Source organism: Chitinophaga sp. (assembly GCF_017745275.1).
In the GTDB taxonomy this organism is placed as follows: domain Bacteria; phylum Bacteroidota; class Bacteroidia; order Chitinophagales; family Chitinophagaceae; genus Chitinophaga.
The window spans coordinates 1,392,016-1,410,964 of the sequence record NZ_JAGHZS010000001.1; the positions used below are offsets into that span (position 1 = coordinate 1,392,016).

At 45.7% G+C, this 18,949-nt stretch carries 16 protein-coding genes; 7 read left to right on the forward strand and 9 right to left on the reverse strand.

Translation table 11 applies throughout. The features are described 5' to 3' along the window. Positions 1 to 13: 13 nt before the first annotated feature. Complete coding sequence (locus J7623_RS05600; protein ID WP_291918219.1) at positions 14 to 478, forward strand: VOC family protein; 465 nt, start codon at positions 14 to 16, stop codon at positions 476 to 478. A gap of 2 nt (positions 479 to 480) precedes the next feature. On the opposite strand, the gene J7623_RS05605 is transcribed toward J7623_RS05600, so the two are convergent. Both J7623_RS05605 and J7623_RS05610 read right to left on the reverse strand, forming a co-directional pair. Further along, positions 481 to 1,215, reverse strand: coding sequence for a hypothetical protein (locus J7623_RS05605; protein ID WP_291918223.1), 735 nt, complete (start codon positions 1,213 to 1,215; stop codon positions 481 to 483). 3 nt (positions 1,216 to 1,218) lie between these two features. Further along, positions 1,219 to 1,776: a sigma-70 family RNA polymerase sigma factor gene (locus J7623_RS05610; protein WP_291918226.1), complete on the reverse strand. Its 558-nt coding sequence runs from the start codon at positions 1,774 to 1,776 to the stop codon at positions 1,219 to 1,221. 151 nt (positions 1,777 to 1,927) lie between these two features. Between J7623_RS05610 and J7623_RS05615 the strand changes: the two genes are divergently transcribed. The 4 genes from J7623_RS05615 to J7623_RS05630 all read left to right on the forward strand — a co-directional run bounded on the left by J7623_RS05615 (position 1,928) and on the right by J7623_RS05630 (position 8,547). Beyond that, positions 1,928 to 3,031, forward strand: a complete 1,104-nt coding sequence (locus J7623_RS05615; RefSeq protein WP_291918229.1) for a hypothetical protein — start codon at positions 1,928 to 1,930, stop codon at positions 3,029 to 3,031. Between the two features lie 108 nt (positions 3,032 to 3,139). Then, positions 3,140 to 5,125, forward strand: a complete 1,986-nt coding sequence (locus J7623_RS05620) for a PKD domain-containing protein (RefSeq protein WP_291918232.1) — start codon at positions 3,140 to 3,142, stop codon at positions 5,123 to 5,125. Positions 5,126 to 5,150: 25 nt separating this feature from the next. After that, on the forward strand, positions 5,151 to 7,799 hold the full coding sequence (locus J7623_RS05625) for a CHAT domain-containing tetratricopeptide repeat protein (RefSeq protein WP_291918235.1): 2,649 nt from the start codon (positions 5,151 to 5,153) through the stop codon (positions 7,797 to 7,799). Between the two features lie 112 nt (positions 7,800 to 7,911). Next, on the forward strand, positions 7,912 to 8,547 hold the full coding sequence (locus J7623_RS05630) for a DUF5710 domain-containing protein (protein WP_291918237.1): 636 nt from the start codon (positions 7,912 to 7,914) through the stop codon (positions 8,545 to 8,547). A gap of 9 nt (positions 8,548 to 8,556) precedes the next feature. Here the strand turns inward: J7623_RS05630 and J7623_RS05635 are convergent, their stop codons facing one another. The 4 genes from J7623_RS05635 to J7623_RS05650 all read right to left on the reverse strand — a co-directional run bounded on the left by J7623_RS05635 (position 8,557) and on the right by J7623_RS05650 (position 13,081). Then, a complete protein-coding gene (locus J7623_RS05635) occupies positions 8,557 to 9,411 on the reverse strand; it encodes a hypothetical protein (protein WP_291918240.1) in 855 nt (284 codons plus the stop codon). A gap of 77 nt (positions 9,412 to 9,488) precedes the next feature. Beyond that, on the reverse strand, positions 9,489 to 10,523 hold the full coding sequence (locus J7623_RS05640; protein ID WP_291918242.1) for an endonuclease/exonuclease/phosphatase family protein: 1,035 nt from the start codon (positions 10,521 to 10,523) through the stop codon (positions 9,489 to 9,491). A 34-nt stretch (positions 10,524 to 10,557) separates the two neighbouring features. Continuing rightward, positions 10,558 to 11,382: an adenine-specific DNA-methyltransferase gene (gene yhdJ, locus J7623_RS05645; protein WP_291918244.1), complete on the reverse strand. Its 825-nt coding sequence runs from the start codon at positions 11,380 to 11,382 to the stop codon at positions 10,558 to 10,560. 76 nt (positions 11,383 to 11,458) lie between these two features. Beyond that, positions 11,459 to 13,081, reverse strand: a complete 1,623-nt coding sequence (locus tag J7623_RS05650; protein ID WP_291918246.1) for a hypothetical protein — start codon at positions 13,079 to 13,081, stop codon at positions 11,459 to 11,461. A gap of 140 nt (positions 13,082 to 13,221) precedes the next feature. Here J7623_RS05650 and J7623_RS05655 point away from each other — a divergent pair, with 140 nt between their 5' ends. Together J7623_RS05655 and J7623_RS05660 are read left to right on the forward strand one after the other, a co-directional pair. Then, positions 13,222 to 14,280, forward strand: a complete 1,059-nt coding sequence (locus J7623_RS05655; protein ID WP_291918249.1) for a helix-turn-helix transcriptional regulator — start codon at positions 13,222 to 13,224, stop codon at positions 14,278 to 14,280. 95 nt (positions 14,281 to 14,375) lie between these two features. Then, the gene (locus tag J7623_RS05660; RefSeq protein WP_291918252.1) at positions 14,376 to 16,769 is read left to right on the forward strand and encodes an outer membrane beta-barrel protein; all 2,394 of its coding nucleotides are present in this window, start codon (positions 14,376 to 14,378) and stop codon (positions 16,767 to 16,769) included. An 88-nt stretch (positions 16,770 to 16,857) separates the two neighbouring features. Here J7623_RS05660 and J7623_RS05665 read toward each other — a convergent pair whose 3' ends face one another. The 3 genes from J7623_RS05665 to J7623_RS05675 all read right to left on the reverse strand — a co-directional run bounded on the left by J7623_RS05665 (position 16,858) and on the right by J7623_RS05675 (position 18,910). Beyond that, the gene (locus J7623_RS05665) at positions 16,858 to 17,559 is read right to left on the reverse strand and encodes a class I SAM-dependent methyltransferase (protein WP_291918255.1); all 702 of its coding nucleotides are present in this window, start codon (positions 17,557 to 17,559) and stop codon (positions 16,858 to 16,860) included. Between the two features lie 232 nt (positions 17,560 to 17,791). Next, complete coding sequence (locus J7623_RS05670) at positions 17,792 to 18,214, reverse strand: hypothetical protein (protein WP_291918258.1); 423 nt, start codon at positions 18,212 to 18,214, stop codon at positions 17,792 to 17,794. Between the two features lie 3 nt (positions 18,215 to 18,217). Further along, entirely contained in the window at positions 18,218 to 18,910 is a 693-nt protein-coding gene (locus tag J7623_RS05675; RefSeq protein ID WP_291918261.1) for a class I SAM-dependent methyltransferase, read from the reverse strand. Positions 18,911 to 18,949: the final 39 nt, after the last annotated feature.

Genomic DNA, 18,949 nt, shown 5'->3' on the forward strand with positions numbered 1-18,949 from the left:
TTATCTTGTTGTAATGAAACAATTTGTATTATCCGGATGTCTGCTTTTCCTCGCACTGGTTGGTATTTCTATTAACATGAACGGACAAACGAAGCGATATCCCTCGTTGAACCACATGGCGCTGTACGTGGTGAACCTGGAGCGCAGTACTATTTTCTACCGCGATATTATTGGGTTGGAATCTATGCCGGAACCATTCAAAGATGGCCGTCATAGCTGGTTTAAAGTGGGAGACCATGCACAGGTACATATTATTTCCGGGGCCACACAAGCTACTACCCACGATAAAAATACGCACCTCTGCTTCAGCGTGCCTTCTATGGCTGACTTTATAAAAGTATTACAAGCCAATAACGTTGCATTTGAAGACTGGCCAGGTAAAGTGGGCGCTATCAACAAAAGAGTAGACGGCGTACAACAGATCTACCTGCGTGATCCGGACGGCTACTGGCTGGAAATCAACGACGATAAATACTAGATTTATTTCAAATCCTTTTCCAGGGCGGCGGCTTTGGCCGCTGCCGCTGCATCAGCCGGAATTAATTTCAGCCATACCCGCGCTTCCTTCCTGTTTTGCTGCTGTGCGTAGTATAACGCTATATAAAATGCGGCATCATATTTAAAAATCGATTCTCCTTCAAATACTTTCTTCAGATCTTCCAGGCCACTGGCAGTTTGACCGGTATGCGTGGCGGCTATCCCCCGGTAGTAAAGTGCCATCTGGCTGCTGCTGTCGGTTTTGAGATAAGTATCCAGCAACGGGATCACTTTCGTATAGTCCTTCTCGTTAAAATACAGGGCGGCAGACTGTAACAGGCTGTCTGCATTATTTCCCCGTTCTACGGCTACCTGCATTTCAATATTACCGTAGGTTTCCATGTAGTTGGTATCCCTGGTATAAAAGCGGAATAGCAATACACCCGCCAGTATGGCTGCAACTGCACCAACAGCCGTCAGGTATTTCTTTATCGACACCACTTTGCCGGTACGGCCAAAATGCCCGGGGCGTTGCTCCTGCAAGGTTTGCTTCAGTGCATCCAGCTGTGGGTCAGGCTGCAGCCGCGCAGACAAGGTAGTTTTTACCTCCCGGTACTGTGCCAATGCTGCTGCCAGCGTAGCATCCTGCTGTAATGCCAGCTCAAACTGCTGCCGTTCTTCCGGCAGCATGTCTCCGTCTTCATAACGGATAATATCTTCATGATTATAAGCAGCCATACCTTAAATTTTCTGAGCCTGAATATATGATAACAGCGTAGCCATGCACTCGGATTTTTTTTTCCGGAGATAGCCATAAGTAACTCCCATTGCTGCTGCAATTTTTTCCTGGGCCTCACCTGTGAGCGACAAGCGGAGTATTTCCCGGCACTTCTCCCCCAGTCTTTCGAACTGGGTCAATATCATGCCTGCCTGCGCTTCATTCTTTAACACCTGCTCTGCCGCAGCAAATACATCTTCTCCTACTTCATATACATCATCCAGCCGTTTTGTTACCGGTTGCCGGCCTCTTTTTTTTATTTCGTTGAGCCATTTCCGTTTACAGATCAATAAAAAGAAAGGTTCAAACGGGCAAGTCAGTTGCAGTTGCTTATACTTCGCCTGGTTATATACATCTATAATAGCTTCCTGGAAAATATCTGCCGCATCATCTTCCGTACCCTGGTGCTGCAGAATATGGTGTTTGATTTTTCCGGCAAAGCGCTGGTAGATCTCCTGTACTAATAAGGTATCATTTCTTAAGAGGCCGTCGAGATATCGCTGATCGGGGTGAATACTCATCTGCGCTTGATTTGCATTGGTTGATAGGAACATCCCATGTCTAAAAATACATCTTTCTAAAAAAAAATTATCAAAAGGGGGGTAACAAAATAAAAGGGTGGTTGATCTACTATCAAACAGGCAAAAAATTATTCAACAAAAAAATATTTTTATGAAACCTATCTCTTTAAAAACAATTACCTGTCTGGCTGCAGCCACTATGATGTTTTCTTCCTGTAGAAAAAATGACAGCCATGAAGTAGCGCCTGATAAAGGCCTCGACGGAAAAATGCTGGCCGAACTATTCAGCAAAAACGCGCCGAAATTTGAGCACTTCACCATAGATGGTGCCGCTGGTGGTACCATTACCACCAGCAAAGGCACCAAATATAATATTCCTGCCAACGCTTTTATGACGGCCAATGGCGGACTGGTATATGGTCCCGTAGATATCAGTATCAAGGAGATGACCAATGTGAGCGAAATGATCCTGGCGGACAAACCTACGATGACATCGAATGGACAGTTGCTGGTATCTTTTGGAGAGTTCTTTGTAAAAGCGGCACAGAACAACCAGGATCTTTCCCTGCGACCGAAGAATGACACCGGCAAGGGAATCCGCGTACAGGTACCTGCCAAACCCCGCGACAATGTGGCCAACGGCGTGAAAGAAGTGCCTATGTGGAGCGGCGACACCACTGTTACCTTTACACAACATGGCTTCAATTATATTAATCAGCCGGTTACTATCACGTCTCAACAAAGAGTACAACAGGGAGTGCTATGGAACCAGGTACAAAGCAGCTACGCGATATTCAACAGTACAAACGGTACCATGAACTTCCGCCTGGATAGCCTGATCCGCTGGATTAACTGCGATGGACTCGCCAACATGCCGAATCCGAAAACCACCGTGATGGCTTATTTCACTAACAATTTCAACCCCGTAACTTCCTCCAGTTATGGAGGTGAACAACCCAGCATGTTGTTTTTCAAACCTAAAAACTTTAATACAATTGTGAAATTCTACAACGTGATCCTCAACGCACCAGCTGGTAAAGAAGGTTTCCATAGCTATCAGACTTCTATCCCGGTAGGACTGGAAGGTACCTTCCTCGCCATCAGCGCTGTAGGCGGACAATTATATGCAGAGCAAAAAACAACGACCATCGGCACTCCCGCCGCAGGAGACAACTATACAACCGTAAGCTTTAACCTACAACCAGTAAGTGCTACAGATTTGCTTACACTGATTACAAGTATGAACGCCAAATAACGGCCTGTTATCCGTTTACACTTACTCCCAAAAAAGAAACGCAATAAGTCGATCAACACGGTTGACTTATTGCGCATTTTGTATAATCTTTATTTATATTTATGACATATGCGATACGCCGTCCCTGTCCTGACACTATTACTGTTACTTAGCAGCATTTGCATGGCGCAAACGCCCGCTACCCCCACATTTCCACTGGATACTGTTCCCGCCGGAATTATAATACAGGGTACAGATGATAGTCTGCAACTGGTAGCACAGCTACGCCCACTGCGGCAAATAGCCGGAGCTCCCACTTCTTTTTACACTTACTTCTGGGAACTGGGAGATGGCACTTTCAGCTTCAACAAAACACCGGAGCTGCATTACAAAGACACTGGCACCTACCAGGTACGGCTATACGCTACTAACAACTATGATGACGGGAAAGCACCGCCTACCAAACCCCGGCCTATAAAAATCAGGAAGCCGGTAAAAAACAGCGCCTGGGCTTCTCATTTTTTTCATGGTGGCGGTAACATAGAAATGAAGATCAACCGCAATCCCAAGCCGGGAGAAGACTTTATGGCTTTAATCGGCTACCGCAATATTGGCGGTGATGTGGGCAGCGGTACCCTGCTTTTATTCTATAATGAAAAAGAGTTTGGACACGCGGCTTTCAACCTCGCTGAAAAAAGAAGCTATCACGGAGAAGACAGCAGCTCACTCAATGCCTTGCTGGCACAATTGGAAACACCCGCCCAACCGGACATCGCTTTTGCCAAAGGTCCCTATGCCGCCCCTCCGCTGGCTGGCAGCAACGCCGCCACCAAGGCTATGCTACAGGCGATGCAGGAAACGTATAGTCATCACACTGTATTGCATTACAGCAACATAGACAAAGCCGCAGAACAGTTTCTGTTCCTCAATATGCATACCCTGCCGGAAATGGTACAGGATACCAATGCCACCGTTACCATGACAGCCATGCTGGTGCCCGACAACCCATTGATGGCACCAGAATCATATGCCCTGGAAATGGCCGTGGTAAACTCTCACGACCCTAACCGGCTGCAATTAAAAAAGCACCGTATCAACTATCGTTTTATGGGGAAGAAAAAAGAACTGACCTATAAAATACAATTTCAAAATACCGGGCCCGGACCCGCCAAAAGAGTGGCGATAGGTATTGCTATACCCAGGCAGTTGAACACCGAAACCATACAGCTAAAGGAAATCAGTCCCGCCTGCATTTCCTGCGACTCTGCCTATGCACAACAAAGCTGTATTGACACCGTGCGCACGAAAGACAGTGTATACTTTGTATTCCGGAATATTTATCTGCCGGGGTTACAGCAGGAAGGTGTTACAGATGAAGACTCTACCAAAGGCTTTGTACGCTACTCGATTTTATTTAAGAAGAAGCCTAAAAAGATTCCGTTCAGCAGCAGGGCTGCTATCATATTCGACAAAAACGAACCTATTTATACCAACCGCGCTACCGCCAGGTTTATCAAAGGTATTTCACCAGGTATCGTTGCAGGTTATACGATTTTAACTAACAGCAAAGACTATACGCTAAAAGGCCCGCTGCAGCTGGGTGCTGTACTGGCTCCTTATGCGCCGGACCGCCCGTATTTCCAGGTAGAAGCCTATGCCGGTATTATGGAAAAAGAAACCACAGAAACACCCATTACACGTGAAAAACGCGATACGCTGGTTGGCGGGGAAACTTATTTAATCGGCGGCCGGAACAGCATTATCACTCATTCGCGTCAATCACTGCAACTGGTTCCACTTCATTTCCGGTACAATATCAACAACTGGATTGGTATTGGGGTAGGCGCTATGGCACAAATCAATATTCACAACAGCACTTCTACTGAAGCGAAAGTATATCTGGCGCATATACAAACGCCGAACGTACTTGCCAAAACAGTCAGTAGTACGCTAAAAGATAATCCCAAATGGTTCGCCGACTTAAACGCCGCTCCATTTGCCGATATACAGGTGGGAAAAATAAAAAGCGGTCCTGCTATTGGCTTCCGCTATCTCCACCAGGTAAGTGGCGACACCAAAGATCGATTCTTCCTGTATGCCATCTACAAATTATAATTAATACTATCTTCAGCTATCATAAATGGCTGAAGTAAAATCATACGCTCCCCTGACCAAACACCTGCTGCTATTATTGGCAGCAGCGGGCCTTTTCATCTGTTGGCAAACGCCTGATACCACCAAACGTCCGCTGGCCGCCTGGATTTATGCGCAAATTCAGCTCCCGGCAGCAACTCCCACCGCCAAAGCACAACAGCTCAAACAAGCCATTAACAACGCAGGCCGTACTCCCTCCAGCACCGAAGACATACAAGCCTGGCAGGATCTGCTCATTAACCTGGGATACGCCTTCCTCCAGAGCGGAGATATCATTTCTTCCACAGATGCCTACCAGCAAGCCTTTGAATGGGCACGGCAACATAACGCAGTAACAGATCCCAGCCTCGTACTGGAATATATCCTTAAACCACTGGGGAACAACTACACCCGGCTGGGCGACTACGAACAGGCCCTGTTTATTCACCGCATAGCACTGGAGTTTGCCCGCGAACTGGACGACCGGCAGGCCATGGCAGCTACTTACAGCAACCTGGCCAATACAGCCGCTAATATGGGCGATTTACCACAGTCGCTGGTATATTGCCGGAAAGGGCTGCAACTGGCCGACAAACACAGCGCAACCTATGGGCTACTGCTGTCAGAACAGGCCGATGCCTGTCAGCAGTTACAACAATACAGCGCCGCCAAAAAAAGTATTCAGCAAAGCATCACCATACTACGGCAACAGCCTGCGGCCAACACGGAAGCTGCACACTGGCTGTTCATGGCCTATCAGCAAGCCGGCGATATCTATCTCTCTACACCTGCTATCGCAGCACAATATTACCGGCAGGCCGCCGCGATGCCGGAAAGCAAACGCACCTTACGCCAACGGGAACAGGCCCGCCTGTTTTTACGCATGGGCAAATTACAGTTGCTACTGCAGCAACCACGGCAAGCCCTCGCACTGTTAGATAGCTGCGCACACATACTACTACCGGGAAAGGATATACGCCGCCTGAGTAACCGGGATATCTACGGAGAATATACATTGCTGGACCTTTTATTTACTACCGCCGGTGCTTATCAATCCCTGCAGGAACCTACTACCGCATTAACACTTTACCGGCTATGCTTTGCTACTGAACGGGAGCTGCGGCATCAATACGTTTCTGCCGCGGCAAAAGAAACTGCTATTTCGGATAGCCGTTATCGTTATGAAACAGCGATCCACCTGGCATGGCGCTGCTGGCAAACTACGCACGACCCGCAATACCAGCAGGCCATGCTGCAGTTCATGGAAAACAGTAAGTCGCAATTACTCTGGGAGGAAATGCAGCAGCAAACACATTACGCCGGCAATGACACCTTGCATAAACGCATTCGTCTGCTGGAACAGGCACAGCTATACTATCGCAAAGAAGCCCTGCAAACGGGACACCCGGATAGCTTACTGCAACAGCGGGAACAGCGGATCTCCTGGGACCTCGCCACCCTGCGAAAAAAAATACACCCGGCTCCCGGTACAGATACCGACGTATTCCCGTTAGATAGCATCCTTCGCATACTTGCCCCCCAGCAACTGATCCGCACATTTTTTACTGGCCAGCAGACGCTTTATACCGTGGAGCTAGACCAACACGGCATTCGGTATATCGATAGCAGCGCTATTGACGGCAACAACATCCTGCGTTTTTCGCAACAATACTTTGAAACCGGGCCACAGGCCATGCTGAATAATCCTAAGGCCTATTATAACGCCGCCTACCAGTTGTATACGCAACTGTTTGCACCGCATCCGCTGCAAGCAGGCTATACTTACCTGCTGATGCCCGATGGAGCGCTGAGCACATTGCCAATAGACGCACTGGTGAGCAATGCCCGCTATACACCCGCCATCGGGAAGTGGCCCTTCCTGGTAAAACAGGCCACTATTTCCTATGCGTATTCATTACGTACGTGGTGGCTACAAATGCAGGCAACAGCCCATCCGAAAGGATTCAGCGGCTTTTTCATTTCACAGCAACAAGCCGGGCTGGCAAACCTGCAAGGCGTAAAAAAAGAACAGGAAAGCCTGCAACCTATCATTTCCAACGGTCGTTGGTATGTGAACGAACAAGCGCACACCACTGCATTCCGGCAGGCATTGGGACAATCAGCTGTAGTGCATATCAGTACACATGCGTTCACTCAAAAAGACAGCTCCGCCGCGCCACATATTATGTTGTACGACGCCCCGTTTTACCTGTTTGAATTAAGTGGTCTATCACAACATCCTTCACTGGTGGTACTAAGTGCCTGCAAAACAGGCGACGGACGCCTCGTAACCGGTGAGGGCATACAAAGTATGGCCCACGCCTTTATGGCTGGCGGTACACCTGCCGTAGTAGCTGCCGGCTGGAATGTAAACGATGCCACAGCCCCGTTGCTGATGCAGTCGTTTTATACCCAACTGTTGAAACAAAATAATGCGGCGGTAGCGTTACAGCAGGCTAAAATTAACTGGCTGAACGACCCGGCTGTCAGCGATCTGCATAAACTCCCCTATTATTGGGCAGCATTGAGCTTCCAGGGGAATACAAAGGCCGTAGTATTACAGGCTCCCAGGCATTATTGGTATTGGGCCCTGTTATTAATTCCTGCGACCATCGCCGGATGGTATTTTACACGAAAGAAATCTATCCGTAGCTGATTCCTTCTTACACGCCTATATGATGAAATTATAAAGTCCGCTCCTGCATGCCCTAATCCGCTGATTTTTTCTTACATTCAGGGAAGAGAGTCTACCAGTCATACCCTGCTTTATGTCATTACAACTGAATGTTCCCTTAGCGGAAAAAGAGCATGCTATAGCCAAAGGCGCCCAATGGGATCAGATCGCCCAAACCTGGTTTCTGCCGGAAGACCGATACGACCGGCTCATGGAAGTAGATCAGTGGATTCCTGAAAGGCAACCATCTATTATTCTACCTACCGAAATAACTATCGCACATGCACATACGTCTTGCTGGAATTGTCAGCACGATAGCCAGGTGATTGCGATTGCGGGGAATTATTTTTTTGAGAAAGATATGAACGACCGGGATGAGCCGGTGTGGATGGAACAGGATTTCTTTACGTTATTTCAACAGATATCTGCCATTTCAGGCAATCTTCAAACTTTCCTGAGAGACTACTACCCTCACTATAAACCGGCGGCGGAAGGGCCTTATTGGTTAAATCACTGCCCTTCCTGCGGCCACACACAAACGGATGGCTCCCTCTTTGAAGATGCCGGCATTTTCCATCCAACCGGGAAAGAGGCCGCCAACCAATTGTTGCTTAAAAACTTTCAGCTTAAATATGCACCGCTGATCGATGCCGTTTATTCCCTGGGCGATCAGTTGCGACTGATCAATGAGTTTGCAGCACGGGGAGATACAGCAGAAGAGCAGGAATAGAAGAAATGCTTACAATTCTACCTTGGTCTTTAAAAAATCAAAATACCGGCTGTCTTCCTCTGCAAAAATCTCTACTCCTTCCAGCATATATGCCCGCATTAAATGTTCAAGGGCCTTTGTTTCGTCTTTTAATTCATACAGGCATTCTCCCAAACGAAGCTGTACAAAGCCAATAGCATGGGCATCAGGGCCATTCAGCGCTTCATAAAAGGCGGGGGCTGCAGCCGCAAAATCACCCTTAAAGAACAGCATATCACCGATGCTGGCATTCAGCCAGGTACTGGCTTCCCATTCATGCCGGGGTGCCGGCAACAGCTCAAGCGCCGTCTTAAATTTTTCCAGCGCCGCATCATAATTTTCTTCGTCGGCCAGCGCATTGCCTGCTTCTGATAATATTTCTATTTGCTCGTATACATCATCCGGCAGTGCTTCTTCTACCATGGATGCCAGTCCCTGAAATACATGAAGGTATTTTTCATCAGCACCTTCAAACACACGACCACCGGACTTCTGCATAGCTACATGCAAGTATTTCGTAGCTTCTTCCATAGCCCCATTTTCAAACAACGCCTGGCCCAGCATAAATTCCTTCTCGCCGTCGTCTTGTCGCTCAGGGTCACACTCCTGCAGAATTTTCGCCCATCTGAGCATGGCAGGAAAATCCTTTAGTTCAAGATAGGTAGCGGTGATAGCGCCCGCTAACGGGAAACTATCTTCATAACTTTGTTTGGGCTGGGGTAACAGCTCCCAGGCTTCTTCCAGCTTTTGGGCATACCTGGCCAGATCACTTTTGTCAAATAATACTTCTGCTTCTTCCCAGATCCCTTCTATGGCTGCGATAATCTTTTGATCCTGTATTTGCATGTATCCGTATTAAAAAGTCAAAGTACAGCGGAGAGCTGTACTTTAACAAAAATAGGATGGATTATTTTATTTCCCCATTATATCTCCAGTTTAAATACACTGAGCAGTCCCTTATGGTCTGTGGGCCAGGTGCCGGCAGGCAGTAGGAACTGATCCTTCCCGGTCTCTTCTACCCGTTGATTTCTCACAATACTTCCTGATGGGCCCACTACCATACTTTTTTGCAGTTTTAATTTTTTATCGGGATAAAAATAGATGTAGTCTATCCGTTCCCGCTCGTCTGCATCCGGCGCCCAGGCCAGTTTTTTTACGTCTACTGCTTTATTATCTGCCGGAAAGGTGAACCCTGGATTTTTTTCGGGAGATGGGAAAAGTACGCGATAGCTGTCTTTATATCCTTTGCCCTGCAGCATTACGGAACAGGTCCAGGGTACAACCATGCCATGATGATCAAATAGATTTTTAGTGGCGGGCGTCCAGTCGAGATGACTGGCTTCGTTAAAGTCGCCGCCCAGGAATACCAGTCTTTTTGCCTTGATATCTTCTCCGGCTGCCCGTAAAAATGCCGCGATGCCTTCATCCCTTTTAGACGCCAGGTTAGATGCCATAATGGAATCCAGGTTAGTGCAAGGCGCTGCCATCTTCTTCCAGGTAACGCCATCATAGCCTCTTGGCAGGTATACTGCATAATTCAGGTAATCCAGATGAGCGGAATATACCGCTACTTCCCTGCCCTTTACGTTGGCTACCAGTTTATAAATAGCCCCACTTTCGCTGAATATAACGGCGCTGTCGGTAACCGGATAACGACTCAGCAGCCCTGATCCCTGGCTGAAAAAGGAATAATACTTTTTGCCTTTTGCTGCCAGAGAAGCCAGCAGCCGGTCACATAACCGGGTATTATTATAATTCCTGACTTCACTTAAGGTCACAAAATCAGGATCAATACTGGTGATCTGGTCTACAATGCCATCATATCCTCCGGGCACCATAGTGCCTTCCTGCCAGATGTTGAGCTGTAGCACAGATAAACGTATGTCTTTTGCCATTCCTTTAGCTGCCAGCAGGATCAAACATCCGAAGAGGAGCAACGCCGTTTTTATTTGTCTCATAAAAATTATTATTCAATAATGCCTTACTAATTTATCACTTCTCATTTTCGAAAGAACGGGTAGCCCGCTTCAAGGGTTCTCCTTTATAATCCACAGCGAGGTTCAGCCTGCGTAATCCTATCTTGATATATTCTTCCTGTAACTCAATACCAACACAATTTCTGCCCAGGTTCTTCGCTACCTCACAGGTGGTAAAGGTCCCGGAAAACGGATCCAGTACCAGGTCGCCTTCATTGGAGCTGGCTTTGATAATGCGTTCCAACAGGGCTACCGGCTTTTGTGTAGGATGATTTTCATATTCATCCATACGGTATCTCACGCGGGCAAAGTTCCATACGTTACCTGGTACTTTCTCTGTATTATAAGCCGTGGGTATAGATTTGCGGTAGTCTATCAATTTTCTCCTGGCGCCGGTTTTAGCTTCTATGAGGATATCTCCTGCGTTGAAAGTGTAATTGCTTTTATCCTTTACAGCAAACAAGATAGGCTCATACATAGACCCAAAGTACTTCCTGGCCTGTACACCAGAGCTATCATAGCTCCATACAATCCGGGAGAGGATATTTATTTTCTGTCGCAGGTAAATATCCAAGTAGGGCATGAACTGTGTGGCTGTCATCACATATAAGCTGCCGGTAGGTTTGAGCTTTCGCAGACAAAGATCCAGCCATTGATAACACCAGTGAAGGTAGGCATCTTCTGAATCCCATTTAAAAATACGTCCGTTAAAACGCTTACCAATATTATACGGCGGGTCAGCGAAAATGAGATCCACCGAATTATCGGGCACCACAGTTTGCAATGCCTCTAAGGCATCACCATGAATGATCATATGTTTGGATGTCCCGAATATTTCCACGCCAACCGGATTCTGCAGGTGAATTTAGACAAAAAAGCCAGGATAAAATACCCTGGCTTTTTTTGGTGGGCCATAGTTAGAAAGTAATCCAAACTATATAGGCTTGTTTGGATTTTCCATGCCGTTCAATCATCATTGTGGCATAGGATTTATTGTCATTACTATGCGCATTCATTTCCAGAAAGCTAAACCGGGAAACGTTTTTATTTTCCGGCTCTCCAAACAGGTATATTCTCTTCACCGCATTCCCATCATGATAAGCTAATACAGTATTGGCATCGCTAACTCTTCGCATTCTTACCTTACCCCGGGAGTCCTCATTTTTGTCATCTATATTCTCCGGAAAATCATTATAAATGACATAAGTTTTGTCATTCGCAAACATATAATCATAGGAGAAAACGGCATTATTAACCATATCCTTATCTCCCAAAAATCCACTAAAAAAACTCCAACGTCTTCTGTAACGCCGATCAATAAAATAGGGATCTATGTATCCTCTCATTATCTGTTCTTTGGCAATTGCATAACTTCCGGGCATTTCTTTACCTGATTCATCAATGCGGGCAATACCAATATCGCCCAATCTGACAGTGGTAGCCCTGGAAGTGATCTGCGCCAACTCTTCATACATCAGGGAAATAGAATTATCGGCATTGATCTGGAAATCCTGGATGACTCCGTAGTAAGGCGTCTGATACTTTAAGTGTGTATGTGCATATTCAGACAGTAATGGATGATCAATAAAATAATTATTTTTTACTATTAACGAATAAGGATCAATTATGCTCATCTGCAACACCAGGTTTCTCATCCAGTAATACATGGTATAAGGCTTATTAACACCTTTAGCACTTACCGCGGAGAGCAAATACAATGTTTTATTGGTACTATTATACCTGAGCGAAACAACAGGTTCCGGAAGATCTGCCATATAATCCAGAAATTTGTAATCAAACACTTTGGCCCCCTTACTTAAGCGGGCGACCATCATTTTAGAATCTTTTCCATCGGCCCAGGAAGTATCACAGGCATAAAAAGCAAGAAACACAAAATCATCCCGGTGAACATAGATGTCTGCAAGAAAATGGGACCGATATGTTCCCTTTGGGGACTCATAAAAAGCTTCATTCAATTTGGTATGATCAGGACTATAGTGAGTGATTTGAATACGCTCGCCTGGCCCGCCACGCGGCAACTTATTAGATGCCACCACCGCATAATATTCAGACTCCGGATCTTTCTGTACATAGAATCCTGTATTCATATCAGGATGGTTACCCGTAAAATCTTCACTGACTGCGTCTTCCCTGAGAAGCTTACCTGTATTACCATCAAAAACAAGCCGGTAAAGACAGGGCTTCATCCCTTTATAATGTACCAGAAAGGCCACCGCCTGACCATTCATTTCATATAATCCCTTAAAGCTTATATCGTCCATGTTTTTAGGCTGCCAGGACTTTAGCTGACTATTCACGATTGGAGCCCCCTGGTGTTTATTATCATACACCACCACATCTATCCCATTTTTGCGGGTAAAATGAAAATACAAGGTATTCCCATTTTTCATTAGTAATAACCTGCTGGCACCGTCGGGCTTCCTGAAAGCCTGGCTACGTGCCACCTTCGGGGATTGAGCTAAGAGCATCAGGGGTAACAACATGCTATATACGCAAGCCAGCAAAATATTCTTTAACATAGGTTGAATAAATAAGTAAATACAAGTTACACATGTTAGGACTGACATCATACTACCGCTAATAATATTTCCATGGAATCCCCTATCGGGACTATTAAAAATTCGCTTATATTTCACTTATAAATTCTGTATTGTTCCCTATGAATATTGGTCAGCAAATATTATTTTTTGTCAGTTCCCTGGGGGCTTTCAATGGGTTGGTGATCAGCCTTTATCTTTTCTTTAGCAGAAGAAAAAAAACATTGCCTACCATATTCCTTAGTATACTATTGCTGGCGCTGAGTCTTCGGGTTATAAAAGCGGTTTTTTATTATTTCGATCATTCGCTGCCTAAAATCTATGTACAGATAGGCTTGTCGGCCTGTTTCCTGATAGGCCCTGCGCTATATTACTTCTTCCGGTCAGCGCTGCAAAATATAAATGTGCTTCCCGCTTCCTGGAAATGGGTATGGGGAGGACTCCTTGGGAGTTTATTAATAACCGGCATACTTATCCCCTATCAAACTTATCCTGTCATCTGGAAAGGCCCCATTGTTACCGTGATATACTGCCAATGGATGATCTACGTGGTGGCAGCAGGATTTGTATTAAAAGATGTACTGAAAACGCTGTTTGTAAATCCGGGTGTACTAACGGAAACCGAGAAATTCTGGTTATTACTTTATGGCAGTAATTGCGCTATTTGCCTCCTTTTCCAGCTATCCTGGGCCAGGATTGCGACCTACCTGTACATCACCGGGCCGGTGTTGTTATCGGTTTTACTCTACGTGATTATTTTTTTCTATATCCGCGGCAAAAAAAAGGATCCTATTCGCCTGGCCGTCAAAACTGAAAAAAAGAAGATAGCGGATACAGATGCTAATACATGGATAGAAAAACTGGAAAAGGCAATACATGATAAGAAGTTGTACCAGGACCCCAATATTAAATTACATGATGTGGCAAAACAGATCAATATAACACCACATCAACTCTCGCAATTACTGAATGATAACCTGGGCAAAAGTTTTTCTACCTACATCAATGAATACCGGATTCAGGAAGCCTGTAAATTAATTACCACCAACACACATCTTACTTTTGAAGCCATCGGATACGAAGTAGGCTATAATTCCAAGTCAACATTCTACGCTGCTTTCAGGAAAGTAACGGATACTACCCCTGCGCTTTACAAAGAGAAAGTGTTTGATAATCAATAGTCCACGGTACGGTTTTATAAATCCGAACACCTGATTTACCCATATCAGACCGCGACAGTTTACCTTCTTTTTAGGTTTGCAGGAAACTGTTACTGATGACAAAATTTAGCCTGGCGTTCTGTTTGCTGACATGCTTATCATTTTTTGCTGCTGCCCAAAAAACAATTAAAGGAAAGGTACTGGATCACCATACCAGTCAACCGCTGGGGTTTGTTTCGGTTAGTTTACTCTCTCCCTTAGACTCCTCTTTTATCCGGGGGCGGCTAACGGATACCGCCGGCATTTTTCAGTTGCCCGATTTGCAGTCTGGCCGGTATATTTTATTATTTTCTTCTTTTGGACATGGTAAATTATATAGAGATGTGATACTGGACAATGCCGGCGGAAGCCACCAGGACCTGGGAACAATAACACTGACAGCGGTATCCAGCCAATTAAACGAAGTAATTGTAAATGGAGAGAAACCCGTTTTACAGCGACATGCAGATAAACTGGTACTAAACGTATCCGGCAATCCATTATTTGCAGCGGCGGCCAACACGTTCGATATCCTCCGGAAAGTACCAGGATTGCAAATCAATGCCGACGGTACAATGCAGATGACCGGCGGCAGCGCCCCCGGCATATTCATTGACGGGAAACAAGTGCCAATGAGTCCGGAAGAATTACAAAATTATCTTGCCAGCCTTTCGCCTGATATGATAGCATCTATCGAAATCATCAATAATCCTTCTTCCAAATATAATGGCGAACATAAAAGCATTATCGATATACGGTTGAAACGGGATCTTACCCTGGGGTGGAAAGGCAATATCAGTAGTAATATCCAGCAAAATGCCTATACACTGGCAGATAATAATTTACTACTGACTTATAAAACCAAAAAACTTTCCTACACCGCCCGGCTGGGATATACAACAGGAACAAGCATTTACCGGTACTCGGCGTTACAACATCTCGCCAATACAAATATTATGAGCACTAAAAACAGTGTTCCCACCAGCAATAATAACTTTAGTTATCAGCTTGGGGCAGACTATAACTTCTCAAAAACACATCATATAGAAATTACAGGACGCGCTTATCAGTCGGACCGCCGCCTTAATTCCCTTAGCCTGCTTCACACTACAGACGCTACTGCGCAGCGGTTGATATCAGATATCTATACGTTTAATAACGCCACTCCCCGGCAACGCACTTATGCTGTTCATCTTAATTATAACGGGCAACTGGGCGGCAGCCAACTGGAAATACTTTCCTCATTCCTAAAAATAAGCAACCGGCAAAAGGAGGACATACAAACGAAAAACGGGGATGAACATCAGCTCCTCGACTACTGGAAAACAGACCTGAAAAACGATATCCTGATACGCGCTGTACAAGCGGATCTTTCCGGTAACCTGGGGAAAGGGAAATGGAGTGCCGGCGCCAGGTTTGCCTTTACTACCACCAGGAATCAACTACGTTACGATACACTTAATACGTCGTTGGTTTTTGTACCGGATAGCGGCCGTTCCAACAATTTTCAATATGACGAATATATTACCGCAGCGTATGTTGCCTACGAAAGAAAAGTGAATAAATGGAGCTATAGCGCCAGCTTACGCGCAGAGCATACGCATAGTACCGGCCATGCCATTTCCCAGCAACTGCTCACCACCAGGAACTACCTGACCTGGCTGCCTGCCCTTGGTTTTACATTTCCGTTTGAACAGGGACAGCAACTGCATGTATCCTATAGCCGCCGGATTACACGACCCAACTTTGCCCAGCTAAATCCTTTCCGGTTCTATAATAGTCCGCTTAATTATTTCGTAGGCAACCCGTACCTGCAGCCTTCTAAAACGGATATGCTGAATATTGCCTATAGCCGCCGGTCGCTTAGTGTTACGTTATTTGTTGGCCGGGAAACCGATCCTATGGGTCGCTATCCCGAATACGACCCGGTGACCAACGTACTGGAATACCTGGGCCGTAACCTGCCTTATAATGATTTTGGAGGTATTGAAGTGGGCTTTCCATTGACAATTAACCGCTGGTGGAAGATGAATACCAACCTACGGGGAAACTATAAAAAAGAAGTAACGCCTTATCATGAGGTGACCTATGCTATCCCCATATTTGATTATACGTTGTCGGGCAGCCAGGTGTTCAGTTTACCGAAAGCAATCACGTTCGATATTTCTTATCTCTATCGTTCTGCTACCGGCAATGGTTTATATACTTTCAAACCGATGGGAAGCCTGGATTTAGGTATCCAGAAAAGTTGGGGAAAGGGAAAAGTCAATTCCAGGTTCAACTTTTATGATGTATTTGATACCTATCGTTACCAACTGACATTCCGGGAGAAAACAATCATCAATAACCAGCTACAGCACTGGTATGGCAACCATAAGCTGGCATTAACACTAAGCTATAGTTTTGGAAAATCGACCCACACCAGTAAAGGGGAAAGCAAAAACGATGAAGAAAAAAGAGCGGGGATGTAATTATCCTATACCTGATAGGGAAGACAGTAGTGAGATATAAAATAGGAAAGGCGCCCACTACAAAAAGCAGTGGGCGCCTTTCTTATCATCAGGCTTTTTTCTCTGCCACAATCATGAATGTCCCCGCGTCTTTATCCCGTGTAGATTGACTGGTTGTTTTATCCAGGAGATAAACCAGCGGCTGACAAATGAGCGCCAGCACAGCACGCAGAGCATTAGGCGCTTTAAATACAAAACCATCCTGCAGCAACTGCATGCCGATGGCCGACCGGCCTAACATACCACGGAAATATTTTATTTCAAATCCCCGTTCCGTAATGATTTTTTTCAATCCCAGGGAAGTCCACCGCCAGTAATCAGTAGGGTCTGGATGAAACATCCAGTAGCCATGTGTGGTGATGATCAATTTTCCACCCGGTTTCAGGATACGCATGGCTTCCTCCAGGTAGAATACAGGATTTTCCACATGTTCCAGGACCTGGGTAGATAATACAAAATCTACTTCATTATCTTCCAGCGCAATTCTTCCTTCGCGGTCAATATGAATATCCGCCCTTGGGTTTTCCACCAGATCAATCCCTACGTATCGCTTTGTGTACGGCTCTACCAGTGGAGCATATGGCATATTGCCGCATCCGTAATCTGCAATCACCACCTGGTCTGTCATTGGCTTTACAAACTGTTCCAGTACCGTTTCCATCTGCTTTCTCAGTTGGATCAGTGCATATCTCCTCGTATTAAAGATACCTGGACGCAGCTTTACTATACCGGCTTCCCTTGCTTCACTCATAGGACTATTTAAATGTTGATGAATGATCGATTCAGTCGCTTCTCCCAACTGAAATTCTGACAAAATAACTAAATAGTTTAGTATAAGTAGGCAGTTTTAATATGATTTCTGTAAAAAACTTCCCGGCAAAAGCTGGTAGTAGCACTACAAATGATCATCCGGGAATTGTAACGAGTACGATTCAAAAAAAGGACTGCCCCAATATGTCTCTTACATCCGGAGCAGCCTCAAGTTATAAACCGCCATTTATAGCCAGCACATATGCGCCTATAAAACAGGCCCATGCTATTAGTAGTAATATCGTCACCACTTTAAACCAATACTTCCACGCTACCCAGGCATAAAACCCTACGGCCAGCAGGGTTAGCAGCAACAGGAACTGGCTGGACTTCAAAAAAGCAAAATGATTCAGTGCCAGGTAAAAATTCGTGATCCCGATAAAAGCGGCGCCACTACCATGTGTAGCATTAAAGCCGATCCATGATTTCCACATCGTGAGCCTGGGAGTCATCTGCAATGAAGTGCTTTCCATGTCAGTGATCAGTTTTTCATTGCGGGGAAAGAGCTTATTAGTCCCCAGCGTAATGCGGAGATGCAGCAATCCCATTAATGCAATAATGCCGGAACCCGTTGTCCAGAGATATTGAGCCATCATAGATTATCCTATTTTTTGTCCGTAAATAAATAACACGCTTCCTACTCTATAGCTTTGTACTTCCAGGTGTGCACTATTAAACAAGGACAGATTTTGCTTTTCCGACCAAACCTCCCCGAATTCATGGTTCATACGCAGCAACTTCATAAAAATCCTGCCGACGGTCAGCTCTCCCGTCATAGTATAAAAGTAAAAGCGGCCGCCTTTCTTTAATACGCGCAGCAGCTCATTGACAAAGTCCTGCTTGTTATCAAAAAGATGAATCGTACCAAAACTGCAGATGTTGTCGAAAGTATTGTCGGGGAAGGGGATGTCAAAAGCGTTCCCCTGCAATAAGTGGATATTAGAAGGCAGGGTACCCGTTTTTTCCAGTAGCCGGCCCTGGGCAATCTTCAGCATTTCAAGCGACCTGTCGAAAAGGGTGCAATCATTCGTGGTGGCCTGGTATAGATCACTTGTTTGCGCCAGTCCGCCGCAACCCACGTCCAGCAACGTGCCTGTAGAATGCAGGATGGCAGTAGCCGCGAACTTTTGCAGTTCTTTCCGGCTACAGGCCCAGAAGATACAGTTGAATGTTTCGGTGCCAACCAGGCGCTCATAGTACTTTGCCTTGCTATCATATTTGGCACCGCCGATATTTTCCAGGGAAGAATAAATGCCCTGGGCGGCGACTTTAAATTTACCGGAATAGCTCATGTTGTGGTTTGTTCCCTGCAAAATTAGCGGACAAACCTT